General features: G+C 31.6%; 13 protein-coding genes. 7 read left to right on the forward strand and 6 right to left on the reverse strand.

Annotation, left to right across the window (positions count from 1 at the left end; genetic code table 11):
- The first annotated feature begins 35 nt into the window (after positions 1 to 35).
- Together DFQ10_RS01780 and DFQ10_RS01785 are read left to right on the forward strand one after the other, a co-directional pair.
- Positions 36 to 746 (forward strand): DUF4097 family beta strand repeat-containing protein, encoded by a 711-nt coding sequence (locus tag DFQ10_RS01780; protein WP_115815715.1) that lies wholly within the window; start codon positions 36 to 38, stop codon positions 744 to 746.
- Between the two features lie 27 nt (positions 747 to 773).
- Positions 774 to 1,391 (forward strand): lipoprotein signal peptidase, encoded by a 618-nt coding sequence (locus DFQ10_RS01785; protein WP_115815716.1) that lies wholly within the window; start codon positions 774 to 776, stop codon positions 1,389 to 1,391.
- Here DFQ10_RS01785 and DFQ10_RS01790 read toward each other — a convergent pair.
- From DFQ10_RS01790 to DFQ10_RS01815, 6 genes are all read right to left on the reverse strand, one after another.
- Positions 1,388 to 1,798 (reverse strand): response regulator, encoded by a 411-nt coding sequence (locus DFQ10_RS01790; RefSeq protein ID WP_115815717.1) that lies wholly within the window; start codon positions 1,796 to 1,798, stop codon positions 1,388 to 1,390. The two genes, DFQ10_RS01785 and DFQ10_RS01790, sit on opposite strands and share 4 nt — an antisense overlap.
- Positions 1,799 to 1,803: 5 nt before the next feature.
- Positions 1,804 to 2,931, reverse strand: coding sequence for a sensor histidine kinase (locus DFQ10_RS01795; protein ID WP_115815718.1), 1,128 nt, complete (start codon positions 2,929 to 2,931; stop codon positions 1,804 to 1,806).
- Positions 2,932 to 3,047: 116 nt separating this feature from the next.
- Positions 3,048 to 3,611 (reverse strand): 5-formyltetrahydrofolate cyclo-ligase, encoded by a 564-nt coding sequence (locus DFQ10_RS01800; RefSeq protein ID WP_115815719.1) that lies wholly within the window; start codon positions 3,609 to 3,611, stop codon positions 3,048 to 3,050.
- Positions 3,608 to 4,576, reverse strand: coding sequence for a succinylglutamate desuccinylase/aspartoacylase family protein (locus DFQ10_RS01805; protein ID WP_115815720.1), 969 nt, complete (start codon positions 4,574 to 4,576; stop codon positions 3,608 to 3,610). The genes DFQ10_RS01800 and DFQ10_RS01805 overlap by 4 nt, the downstream gene beginning before the upstream one ends.
- Positions 4,577 to 4,604: 28 nt before the next feature.
- A complete protein-coding gene (gene rimK / locus DFQ10_RS01810; RefSeq protein ID WP_115815721.1) occupies positions 4,605 to 5,480 on the reverse strand; it encodes a 30S ribosomal protein S6--L-glutamate ligase in 876 nt (291 codons plus the stop codon).
- Positions 5,477 to 5,905, reverse strand: coding sequence for an ATP-dependent zinc protease family protein (locus DFQ10_RS01815; protein ID WP_115815722.1), 429 nt, complete (start codon positions 5,903 to 5,905; stop codon positions 5,477 to 5,479). Before DFQ10_RS01815 ends, rimK begins: the two co-directional genes overlap by 4 nt.
- 88 nt (positions 5,906 to 5,993) lie before the next feature.
- Between DFQ10_RS01815 and uvrC the strand changes: the two genes are divergently transcribed.
- From uvrC to hppD, 5 genes are all read left to right on the forward strand, one after another.
- A complete protein-coding gene (uvrC, locus tag DFQ10_RS01820; protein WP_115815723.1) occupies positions 5,994 to 7,787 on the forward strand; it encodes an excinuclease ABC subunit UvrC in 1,794 nt (597 codons plus the stop codon).
- Between the two features lie 79 nt (positions 7,788 to 7,866).
- Positions 7,867 to 10,104 (forward strand): patatin-like phospholipase family protein, encoded by a 2,238-nt coding sequence (locus DFQ10_RS01825; RefSeq protein ID WP_115815724.1) that lies wholly within the window; start codon positions 7,867 to 7,869, stop codon positions 10,102 to 10,104.
- A 307-nt stretch (positions 10,105 to 10,411) separates the two neighbouring features.
- Positions 10,412 to 11,575 (forward strand): homogentisate 1,2-dioxygenase, encoded by a 1,164-nt coding sequence (locus tag DFQ10_RS01830; protein ID WP_115815725.1) that lies wholly within the window; start codon positions 10,412 to 10,414, stop codon positions 11,573 to 11,575.
- Between the two features lie 18 nt (positions 11,576 to 11,593).
- Positions 11,594 to 12,079: a CCC motif membrane protein gene (locus tag DFQ10_RS01835; protein WP_115815726.1), complete on the forward strand. Its 486-nt coding sequence runs from the start codon at positions 11,594 to 11,596 to the stop codon at positions 12,077 to 12,079.
- Between the two features lie 101 nt (positions 12,080 to 12,180).
- Positions 12,181 to 13,341: a 4-hydroxyphenylpyruvate dioxygenase gene (gene hppD, locus DFQ10_RS01840; RefSeq protein WP_115815727.1), complete on the forward strand. Its 1,161-nt coding sequence runs from the start codon at positions 12,181 to 12,183 to the stop codon at positions 13,339 to 13,341.
- Positions 13,342 to 13,505: the final 164 nt, after the last annotated feature.

Here is a 13,505-nt window from a genome sequence, read left to right on the forward strand (position 1 = left end):
CTAATAATGGGATCTCATTACATTGAGATTATATTTTGAACAAAAACATAACAATAAAGCCTTGGTATATTAATTTCAGGGCTTTAGCATACTATATCTATAGACCTCTAAGATTTCAAAAATCTTTGAGGTCTATTGGTTTTATAGTATGTCTTTTATCATGTGCAGTTGCGACAGCTCAAAACAAACTACAAAAGGAACTTTCTGCAGAGCAAATTAAAGTGATTTCTATAAATGGAGATCAATTTTTTAATATTAGTGTTTCAACTTCAAAAAAAGATAAGATTAGTATTTCCTCTATATTGGATGGTGAATATCAAAATGATTTTCAATTGGTTGTTAAAGAAGAAAATAATAAACTGAACTTAAGTTTGGCTTATCTTTCTTTAATTGATATACCAGACAATAAACGTAACGCACATAAAGTAATTGCAGCCATGCTGTATCTTGAAATACCAGAGCATCTTTCATTAAATATTATAAGTGATATAGGACATGTAAAGTTGGATGGTATTTTTAATTCGCTTTCTATTGAATTATTACAAGGTCAATGTAGTATTAAAGGAGAGTCAAAATCAGCAATTATAAATACGTTAGATGGCGATATTAACATTATAACTAATAGTGCTATTGTTGAAGCTAAATCAAATCATGGAAAAGTTGTTTTAGATCATTTTGATAATAAAGATGCCATTTGGAAATTGACTTCTATAAATGGTAATATTACGGTTGCAAAGCCCAATTAAACGTCTATTTTTGCTTAAAATCTTTAGATGTCTCTTAAAAAAGCTTTATTAATTATTTTTGTTATTCTTCTGATAGACCAAATCAGTAAAATTTATATTAAAACCCATTTTCAGTTAGGAGAAGGTGTTAATGTTTTTTCTTGGTTTCATATTGCCTTTATAGAGAATGATGGCATGGCTTGGGGAACAAAACTTAGTGATTTTACAACTTTAATTTCTGATAGATCTGCAAAATTAATTTTAACCTTATTTAGAATTGTAGCGGTAACAGGTATTGCTTTTTGGCTGGTAGATGTGACTAAGAAGCAGAAATCTAAAACCTTAGTTTTTGCTATTTCTATAATATTTGCTGGTGCTTTAGGTAATATTATAGATTCTGTGTTTTATGGCTTTTTATTTAGTGATAGCGTAATGCAAGTGGCTGCGTTTTTGCCTGAAAATGGAGGTTATGAAAGCGTGTTTCATGGTAATGTTGTAGATATGCTTTATTTTCCAATTTGGAATGGTGCTTTACCAGAATGGTTACCACTTTTTGGAGGCAAACAATTTTCTTTTTTTGATCCTGTTTTTAATGTTGCAGATGTTGCAATAAGCACAGGTATTGGAATTTTAATTGTGTTTAATAAGAAGGCCTTTAATGATTAAGCTATTTTTTTAAACACAGCTTCCAGTTCGTTAATTCTTACAGGTTTTATCAAATAATTTTCTACTGAGGATAATGATTTGGCTTTGTCAATATCTGTGGAGTTAATAGATGAACTTACCACATAAAGCGTAATTTGATTATTAAATTTATTTTTAATCTTAGTAAAACGTTCTAAAAATTCCCAACCATCCATAACAGGCATATTGAGATCTAATAAAATGACTTCAGGGATATTATCTTTATCAAAGTTTTGGAGTAGAGTTTCAAAGTAATCTATACCCTCTTTTCCGTCTTTAAATATAAGTAGATGATCACAGAGTTTTCTGGTCTCTATAATTTTTCTTACCAATTTCACATAGATATTATCATCATCAATTATGCATGCTAATTTTATTTTCTTACTCATTGATATTAAAATTTTATAGTAAAAGTTGTGCCCAAATTTATATCACTTGTTGCACTGATTTCCCCATTTAGAGATTCTACTTGGTTTTTTGTAATAAATAAACCAATGCCTCTTGCATCTGCATTATAATGAAATGTTTTATACATACCAAAGAGTTTGTCACCAAATTTATCCATGTCTATCCCTAAACCGTTATCAGAAATTTTTAAAACAACGCGATCGTAATTTGTAAAATCTCGCGATGTACTGATGTTAATTACTGGATCTCTGTCTTTGTGTTTATATTTAATAGCATTGGTGAGTAAATTTAAAAAAATACTATCTAAATATGCAGGTATGTACTCAATAATTTCGGCTTTACTAAAGTCTGAATTTATGGTAACGTTATTGTTTTCAATAATTTGGTTAATAGAGGTTGTTACTTGTTCTAGTGTGTTCGCAAAATTAACTTCTACTTTAAGTTGATTAGAGTTAGTTTGTATACTAACCACTTCATTTAAATGTTCTATGGTTGTGTTTAAACTCTCTGAAACATGTGTAATATTATCAAGTAATTCTAATTTTTCCTCTACAGTATCTAATTCATTTATTAGCTGAACAATTAAAGTTAAATTACTAGAGTGAGACCTTAAGTTATGAGAAACAATATGAGCAAAATTGAATAATCTAGAGTTTTGAGAAGCAACAATTTCTGAGGCTTTTTCTAAATTTATTTCTTTTTGAATGATGTCATCTATATCCTGAAAAATACCACGTACTCCAATAATTTTTTTATCATCATTGTAAACCGGTTTGCCTATAGCTCTTGCCCAAAATTTTCTGTTATTAGCTGTAAGCATTAACACTTCTGAATCAAAGGGTACACCTGATAGTGCACATTCAAAAAATGTATTGGCTATGTATGCATGATGTTCTTCTGCATATAATGACATTGCCATTTTTAGTGATGGAACAAAATCTACCGGATATTCTAATATTTTCCTTGTAATGTCGTCCCAATAGCTTTTTTTATTTTCAAAATCAATATACCAACTTCCTGTAGAAGTCATAAGTGCTGATTCACGATAATAAAAATTGTCTTCTTCTAGTTTGTTATTAGATATATTATGCCGTTTTAGGTTAGTGTCCGTCATGCTATTGTTAGTTACAACTCAGATTTTGGGGTCAAATTTGAATACTTGAACTTGCAAGATATGAAATTTTTGCACTTTATCTAATTTTTAGGCACTTCAACGGTGGTTAAATTTCTTTAAAAATGATAAATTTTATCAGGAACAATGCAATAGTCTAGCTTTATGTCGTTTTCAGAAAAGTCAGAAATTTCATCTTCAGCTTTAAAAAAGGAAAATCCAATTTTTATAGTTTCAGGTTTACAGTTTGCTAAAAAGCGATCATAGAAGCCTTTTCCGTAACCAATTCTATTTCCTGTTGTATCAAAAGCTAAAAGTGGAATAAAAACAACATCTAATTTGGATGGTTTAATTTCAATCCCATCTATTGGTTCTGGAATGTTATATCTGTTTTTTTTGATTGTTGTGCTGTCTGTTAGCAGGTAATGCGACATGCTGTAATCATTAAAGTTACTTTTAGAAATAACAATGTGTTTATCTTTTCCGGCTAAAATATTGAGAATAAAATCGGTATTGATTTCTTTTTGTTCTTCAATCGTTAAGAAAATATGGTAAAAAGATTTGTTCCAAATATCTAATGTTAGTAACTGATTGGCAATAGCAATACTAAAATCGTCAATTTCATTTTCGGAAAGTTGAGACCTCAGTTGTTTATATTTCTGTCTTAATTCAGACTTTTTCATTCTTTCACTTTTGTGGAGATATGAAAAATAGCATCTCCTTGATAAATTATTGGAGATTCATTAATATTAAAAATGAATCCATCATTAGGTGCTTTTACAAAATGATTAAAGCTGCCATATGGATCAGTTATGTTACCTAAATCATCTCCTTTTTTTACTTTAGAATTTATGTTCACCGTTGCTTTAAACATGCCAGAATATTTCGCTCTTATCCATTTACTGTCTAATAAGTATATGCAAGATTGTTTAGGTTGAGAAACTTTAAAGTTTCGGTTAAGCATTTCAAGGTGATTTAAAACACGTTTAACTCCGTTTACACCTGTATTTGTAATGGTATTATCAATATTAAAAGATTTACCACCTTCAAATAAAAGAATAGGAATACCAAGTTTGTGGCAGGTGTTTCTAAATGATTTATTAATATTTTTAGAGTAGAAAATAAATGGTGGACCAAATACTTTAGCTAGTTCATCTAGAGTTTTTTCGGTTTTAATAATTCTAACTTGTGCGGCATTAAAACGATCTGCACCTCCAGTATGAAAATCCATAACCAAATCTGCATGCGGTAAAATTTCGGTAACCAATTTAAAAGCAACTCTACTTGCTAGCGAGCCACCACTTATGCCAGGAAAAACACGGTTAAGATCGCGACCATCTGGAAATTCACGTTTCATATTTAAAAAACCAAACACATTAATAACCGGAACACAGATAATAGTTCCTTTTCTGGGTTTGTTTATGCCTTTTGAAATAATCTGTCTTACAATTTCTACTCCATTAACTTCGTCTCCATGAATACCTGCTGTTATTAATACTGTTGGTCCAGGTTTTTTAGAACGCTCAATAATAATAGGAACATCAATAGTGTTTTGTGTGTGCAGTTTTGCAACATTAAAACTCAATTGAGCGCTTTGTCCTAAGCCTATTTTTTGTCCAAGGATTTCTAAAATATCTGGTTCCTTCATACAAGTATTTTAAAATTGAAGTTACGTCTTATTTCTTATTACGTTCAATAAAAGTGATAATAGCTTTTGCAATATTTTTGTGTGTTGCACCTTCAATACCTTCTAATCCTGGTGTAGAATTTACTTCTAATAATAATGGACCACGAGCAGATTGTAGCATGTCTACACCACATACAGGTAGTTTTAATACTTTGGCTGCATTCATAGCTAGTTTTAGTTCGTCTGGTTCTAACTTTATAATATTAGCTGAACCTCCACGGTGTAAGTTAGATCTAAATTCACCTTCTTTTCCTTGGCGTTTCATAGCTCCAACCACTTGTCCATCTACAACTAAAGCTCTTAAATCAGCACCTTTAGCTTCTTTAATAAACTCTTGTACAATTACTCTAGCTTGCAGACCATTAAAGGCTTCTAAAACAGATTCTGCAGCGTTTTTAGTTTCAGCTAAAACAACTCCAAGTCCTTGCGTACCTTCTAGTAATTTAATAATTACAGGTGTACCTCCTACATAGTCAATTACTTCTTCTACATCTCTAGAATAGTTTGTAAAAACAGTTTTAGGCATACCTATACCAGCTTTACTTAGACGCTGTAAGCTTCTTAGCTTATCTCGAGATCGTGTTATAGCATCAGATGGTGCTATGGTAAAGACTCCCATTTCTTCAAACTGACGTACAACAGCACAACCGTAAAAAGTTATGGACGCTCCAATTCTTGGAATAATAGCATCAACATAATCTAAATAACGATCTCTATAGTATATGGTTGGTTTTTCCTTTTCAATAATAATATCGCATTTTAAAGGATCAATGATTTCAATTTTATGACCTCTTTTTTCACCTTCTTCAACAAGTCGTTTTGTAGAATAGAGTTCAGGATTTCTCGAAAGAATTACTATGTTCATTTAGTTAGGGTTTGTTTAAAAGATTGATTTTCTAAATCTACATCAACCATAAATTTGTGTTTTAAAAACTGACGACCTATTAATACAGGGAATCTCATATCGTCTCTGGTGCTTAAAGTTAAGTTAATCTTATATGTTTTACCAAAGAATACAACGGTTGTTTTAATTTTGTAGCGGTTTTCTTTATGTCCATTACTACTTTTTACATCTGTATAGGTGTAAGTATCAAAAGCCACTTCTTCGCTTTTAAAGTTAGGGTGTCCTTTGCTTTCAAAAATGCAATAAAGTTTACCGTTTTCTTCTCTAATTTTAGAGCAATGAATCGCAGAAGTATAAGCTCCTGTGTCTATTTTAACATCGATGTTATTTAGTTTTAATTCGGGGAAATTGACTTTGTCTACGCGTCCCAAAACTTTTTTTGTCATAAACTGAATATATAAAAAGAGGTGCAAGGTAATGATAAAGTGTATTAATTATACATATATATTTTTATGAATTATTACCTTTGGTTATATGCCAGAATCGACCTTAGAAATACAGATAAAAACCTTACCACACCAACCAGGTGTCTATCAATATTTTGATGCAGATGAGCGTTTAATCTATGTTGGCAAAGCTAAAGATATTAAAAAGCGCGTAAGCAGTTACTTTAATAAGCATCACGATTATGGTAAGACGCGTGTTTTGGTTAAAAACATAGCCTCAGTAAAGCACATTGTTGTAGAAACTGAAAATGATGCTTTATTACTAGAGAACAATCTCATTAAAAAATATAAGCCGAAGTATAATGTATTACTAAAGGATGATAAATCTTACCCTTGGATTTGTATTAAAAAGGAACGTTTTCCTAGAGTATTCCCAACTAGACGAGTTATTAAAGACGGTTCAGAATATTTTGGGCCTTATACAAGTATGAAAACCGTAAAAACGCTTTTGGGTTTAATAAAAGGGTTATACCAATTAAGAACTTGTAATTATGATTTATCGGAATCTAAAATTGAATCCGGAAAGTATAAAGTTTGCTTAGAATATCACTTAGGCAATTGTTTGGGTGCTTGTGAAGGTTATGAGACCGAAGAAGAGTATCAGGCAAATATTATTGCGATTAGAGAAATTTTAAAAGGTAACTTTAAAGATTCTTTACAGCAATTTAAAATTCAGATGCGTCAACATGCAGAAGCAATGCAGTTTGAAGATGCTCAGAAAATAAAAGAAAAATTAGAGGTTTTAGAAAACTACCAAGCCAAGTCTACTATTGTAAATCCTAAGATTAGTAATGTAGATGTGTTTTCTATTGTTAGTGATGAAACATACGCTTATGTGAATTTTTTGCAGTTAAGCTATGGTTCAATTATTAGGTCGCATACTCTAGAATTAAAAAAGAAATTACAAGAATCAGATTCCGAATTATTAGAATTAGCCATTACCGAAATTAGGCAACGTTTTAATTCAAATTCAAAAGAAATTTATGTGCCTTTTAAAGTTAATTTAGGAAATGATTTAAAAGTAACAATTCCGAAACTTGGTGATAAAAAAAGTATTCTAGATTTGTCAATCAGAAATGCGAAGTATTTTAGAATGGATAAATTTAAACAAGTAAAACTTGTAGATCCAGATAGACATGCCAATAGAATTATGGCACAAATGAAAGCTGATTTGCGCTTATCTGAAGAGCCAAGACATATTGAGTGTTTTGATAATTCTAATATTCAAGGAACAAATCCGGTTGCTGCTTGTGTAGTTTTTAAAAATGGAAAACCGAGTAAAAAAGACTATCGTAATTTTAATATTAAAACGGTAGAGGGGCCAGATGATTTTGCGTCTATGGAAGAAGTGGTTTACAGGCGTTACAAACGTTTAATGGAAGAAGACCAACCTTTGCCGCAACTTATCATAATCGATGGAGGAAAAGGGCAATTATCTTCAGCGTTAAAAAGCTTAGATCTCTTAGGATTGCGCGGAAAAATCGCTATCATTGGTATAGCAAAGCGTTTAGAAGAATTGTTTTATCCAGATGATCCAATTCCGTTGTATTTAGACAAGAAAAGTGAAACCTTAAAAATAATACAACAATTAAGAAATGAGGCACATCGCTTTGGTATAGAGCATCACAGAAATAGAAGGAGCAAAGGAGCATTAACCACTGAGTTAGAAAATATACCAGGTGTAGGAGAGCAAACCATTGTAGATCTAATGAAACAATTTAAAACGGTAAAACGTATTGGAAACGCCAAGTTAGATGAATTAGAGGCAGTCGTTGGAGTGTCGAGAGCAAATAAAGTATATAATTATTATCATAAAGAATAGAAGGTTAACTTGTAAAGATTATAATACATGCAATACTTCTTAAAATCATTTTAAAATATCCTTCAGGATTTTAAACGCTATGAAAACCAAACATTTCATATTAATCTTATTTTTTCTAAGTCTTTTGCAATTAAAGGCTCAGAATGATACCATTAAGCCAGTACCTAAAATTGGATTAGTGTTAAGTGGAGGTGGAGCTAAAGGTTTTGCGCATATAGGCGTTTTAAAGGTTATTGATAGTTTAGGTATAAAAGTAGATTATGTTGCTGGTACTAGTATGGGAGCGATTATAGGCTCTTTGTATGCTTCAGGCTATTCTGGTAAGCAATTAGAAGCTATTTTTAAAACTCAAGATTTCGATGAATTAATAAATGATGGTTTCCCTAGAGCCTCTAAGTCTTTTTATGAAAGAGAGAATTCAGAAAAATATGCCGTAACCTTACCTTTTGATAGATTTAAAATTAGCTTGCCTTCAGCATTGTCGCGAGGACAAAACGTGTATAATTTGTTGTATCATTTAATGCTTCCTGTAAATGATGTTAGAGATTTTAGCCAATTGCCTATTCCATTTTTTTGCGTGGCTACTGATATAGAAACAGGTGAATCTTTAATAATGAATAAAGGTAAATTAGCTGAGGCTGTTACTGCAAGTGGAGCATTGCCGTCCTTGTTTCAACCAGTAATGATTGATGAGAGGATTTTAATAGATGGTGGAGTTACCAATAATTTTCCTGTTGAAGAATTACGAGCCAAAGGCATGAATATTATTATTGGTGTCGATGTTCAAGATGCTTTAAAGGATCGTGAATCGCTTAAATCTGCTCCAGATATTTTGTTGCAAATTGGTAATTTTAGAACTATAAATGCTATGAAAAGCAAGGCGGAATTAACCGATATTTATATAAAACCAGACATCACTAATTTTTCAGTAATCTCATTTGATGAAGGAGATGATATTATTGCTAATGGTGAAGCTGCAGCGCGAACTAAGCTTTCTGAATTAAAAGATGTAAAAAAGCATCAACCCGATTATACGGAACGATTACCCGTTAAAGTATTAGATAGTTTAAAAATTAAAAATGTTAGTATTGAAGGAAACGAACGTTATACAAGATCTTATCTTCTAGGGAAATTAAAATTAAAAGGTGCCGACAAAATAAGCTATGCAGATTTTAGACAGGGTATAAATAATCTTATAGCGACAAATAATTTTGATACGTTTAGATACCAATTAGCTGCAACTGAAAATGAATCTGAATATAGATTGTTGGGGAAAATAACAGAATCTGAAACGAGTACGTTTTTAAGACTAGGTTTGCATTACGATGAGCTATACAAAAGTGCAATACTTGTAAACATTACTCAGAAAAAACTATTATTTAGTAACGATATTGCTTCGCTAGATGTTATTTTAGGTGATAACTCAAGATATAATTTCAATTATTTTATTGATAAAGGATTTTATATTAGTATTGGAGTAAAATCGCGTTATAGTCAGTTTAATAAAAATGTAAATCCAATATTAGCTTTAGAAGAAGGCTCCCCTTTGTTAGAAGACCTAAATAAAATTGATGCAAAGATATCAGATTTTACTAATCAGGTGTATTTGCAAACTATTTTCAGAAAGGATTTTGCACTGCGAATAGGTGCAGAACATAAACATTTAAAAATTACTTCAGAAACTATAATTGATGACGAAAGAGAGGATAAAATAATTTTTGAAAATACAGATTATTTTAGCTTGTTTGGAAATCTAAAGTTCGACGACTACGATAACTCCTATTTTCCTAAAAGTGGATTTTATTTTAATGGAAATTTTCATTTATATTTAAAAGCATCTGGTTTTAATACTGATTTTGAAGAGTTTTCAATAGCTAAAGCAGATATGGGTTATGCTTTTAGTTTTAGCGATAAACTGGCTTTAAAAACAGAAGCCAATGGAGGTTTTAAAATAGGCGATAAATCTACAAATGCATTAGGGTTTGCAATCGGAGGCTATGGAGCTAATTTTATTAATAGTTTTTATTCGTTTTACGGATATGATTACTTAGCTTTAACTGGAGATAGTTTTGTAAAAGCCACTTTCACTTTAGATTATGAAATTTTTAAAAAACATCATATTTTATTAGCAGCAAATTACGGGAATATTGGTGATGGTCTTTTTGAATCTGGCCAGTTTTTCTCCTCTCCTAACTATAATGGTTATGCTGTTGGTTATTCATTAGAAACATTTTTAGGGCCTTTAGAAGGGAAATATACTTATTCGCCAGATACAGGGAATAGTTACTGGGTTTTTAATCTTGGGTTTTGGTTTTAATTACGCTTTGTGTGTCATGATGAATTTATTTTATCGTCTCACATTAATTTTCGATATTTGTAACATATGAAACGAGCAAGTTCAAAATTTTATCGTCTAAATAGAATGATAAATAGCGGACAGCAGTCATCATAAAAAAGCAATAAATAAAAATACTTGGAACCATTCTGGGCAAACATAAAACTTCATCTTAATTTCCTAATCAAAAGGAATCCAGAATAAACACGCATTTTTTGTACCTTTAAGCATAGTTTAATTTATACTACGTTGTTGTATAAACAATTCAACTTTTAAACCATTCAAAAAAATGCCATTCTATCATAAATTAGGGAAAATTCCACCAAAACGCCACACGCAGTTTAAAAAACCAAATGGCGATTATTATTACGAGCAATTGTTCGGAACAATTGGTTTCGATGGTATGTCAACCAACAGTTACCACGAGCAACGACCAACACAAGTTAAGGAAATAAAGAAGCAATATAGTGTTGCGCCAAAAGTGGCAAAGGCAAATAATATGCAATCTTATCGTTTTAGAGGGTTTCAGGTGAAGCCAGAAAACGATTATTTAGAGAGTAGAAAAATTGTGTTAACTAATAGTGATTGTAATATTATATTGGCAGCACCTAAGCAATCAACAAAAGATTATTTCTATAAAAATACAGATGCTGACGAATTAATTTTTATTCACAAAGGCACTGGAAAATTAAGAACACATCTTGGAAATTTAGATTTTAAATATGGTGACTATTTGTTAGTACCAAGAGGTGTTATTTACAAGCTCGATTTTGATACTGAAGATAACCGTTTATTCATTGTAGAATCTTACAGACCAATATATACACCAAAACGTTATCGTAATTATTTTGGGCAGTTATTAGAACACTCGCCATTTTGTGAACGCGATTTGCGTCAGCCACAAGAATTAGAAACTTATAATGAATCTGGTGATTTTTTAATAAAAATTAAAAAGCAAGACGAAATTTTTGATATGGTGTATGCCTCACATCCTTTTGATGTGGTAGGTTACGATGGTTATAATTATCCATATGCGTTTTCAATTCACGATTTTGAACCTATAACGGGTCGTGTACATCAACCGCCTCCAGTACATCAAACTTTTGAAACAGATGCTTTTGTAATTTGCAGTTTTGTGCCGCGTTTGTACGATTATCATCCACTTGCTGTTCCTGCGCCTTACAATCATAGTAATATAGATAGTGATGAGGTGTTGTATTATGTTGATGGTGATTTTATGAGTAGAAACGATATTGATGCTGGTCATATTTCATTACATCCAGCAGGTATTCCTCATGGTCCACATCCAGGAGCTATGGAGCGTAGTATTGGTAAAGTAAAAACCGATGAATTGGCTGTAATGGTAGATACCTTTAAGCCTTTAAAAGTCACAGAAGAAGCCTTGAAAATAGCTGATGAAGATTATTTTAAATCTTGGTTAGAGGAAAAATAAGTCTAATATTATATTTAAATGAATCAAAATAAATTACCAGCAGATCCATTAGCTTTAATATTAGGAGTATTGGCATTGGTTATTGGTTTAGTAGGCTGTTGTTGTTACGGAGTTACTGCAATAGTACCATTAACCATGGCTATAATTGGGTTGGTGGTTGCTAATAAAAGTTTGCGAGAGTTTGGTGAAAATCCTGAGGCTTTCGATTCACAATCTCGGAATAATGTAAATACAGCAAAAATTATAAATATAATTGCTATTGTGCTCAATGGTTTTATTTTTTTAGTTGCCTTTGCAGCATTTGTGTTTTACGGTACCTTAATTTCATCAGCCATTTTAGATGGCATTAAAAATGGTGATTTTGAGAATGATGACTATTATTACGATACTGAAATTGAAGAAGAAATGGATAGCATTAGTACTTGGACAGACGAAGACTATATTATTGAAAGTATAGAAAGTGAAGATGATATGGAAGAAATGGAATTAGAAAGCGCTCAGTAGGCGTAATTATATATGGTTTTTAAAGAATAAATTATTAACAATTAAATCCGCTTAGATTAGAGTTTTATTAGTTTGAGAGGTCTAAAATAAGCTATCATATTATGGCAAAAGAAGTAAAAAGTGTAAACTACGGTTTAGAAAAAATATTTGAAGGTGCGCAAGATTTTCTGCCGCTTTTAGGGACAGATTATGTAGAGTTTTATGTTGGTAATGCTAAGCAAGCAGCACATTTTTATAAAACAGCATTTGGTTTTCAATCTTATGCTTATAAAGGTCTTGAGACAGGTTCTAGAGATTCTGTAAGCTACGTTTTGAAACAAGATAAAATCCGTTTGGTGCTTACAACTCCATTAAATAGTAGGTCAGAAATTAATAATCATATCGTAAAACATGGTGATGGTGTTAAAATTGTTGCCCTTTGGGTTGATGACGCACGCAAATCTTATGAAGAAACGACCAAGCGAGGTGCAAAATCTTACATGGAACCAACCGTTGAAAAAGATGAATTTGGAGAAGTTGTAAGAGCTGGGATTTATACCTACGGTGAAACTGTGCACATGTTTGTAGAGCGTAAAAACTATACAGGAACATTTATGCCAGGATTTGTAGAGTGGAAAAGTGATTATAACCCAGAGCCAGTAGGATTAAAGTATATAGATCACATGGTTGGTAATGTGGGTTGGGGACAAATGAATAAATGGGTAAAATGGTACGAAGATGTTATGGGCTTTGTAAACTTTTTATCTTTTGATGATAAACAAATACATACCGAATACTCAGCCTTAATGAGTAAAGTGATGAGTAACGGAAATGGAAGAATAAAATTCCCAATTAACGAACCAGCAAAAGCGGCTAAGAAATCTCAAATTGAAGAATATCTAGATTTTTACGAAGACTCAGGAGTGCAGCATATTGCCGTGGCAACAGACGATATTATTAAAACAGTGGCGCAATTAAAGGCAAGAGGAATAGAATTTTTACCTCCACCACCTCAAGCTTATTATGATGATATTCCAAAACGATTAGGTGAACACATGGATATGATGAAAGAGGATATCGGTGAGCTTCAAAAGTTATCTATTATGATTGATGCGGATGAAGAAGGGTATTTACTTCAAATATTTACTAAACCAGTAGAAGATAGACCAACGTTGTTCTTTGAAATTATTCAAAGAATGGGAGCGCAAGGTTTCGGAGCAGGTAACTTTAAGGCCTTATTCGAATCTATTGAGCGAGAACAAGCTAAAAGAGGAACGTTATAATATTAATTTAGTATTGTTTAAAAAAAAAACATAAGCGCGTTTAGTGTTCTATAGCTAAACGCGCTAATAAAAACCAACTCAAATTTCCCCTGCAAATAAATACTAACTAAAATTATATGCTATGGCTAGCACTATATTTACATTAGTGAAATTTAAAAATGTGA

Origin of the sequence: Winogradskyella eximia (assembly GCF_003386165.1) — a bacterium.
Lineage (GTDB): Bacteria > Bacteroidota > Bacteroidia > Flavobacteriales > Flavobacteriaceae > Winogradskyella > Winogradskyella eximia.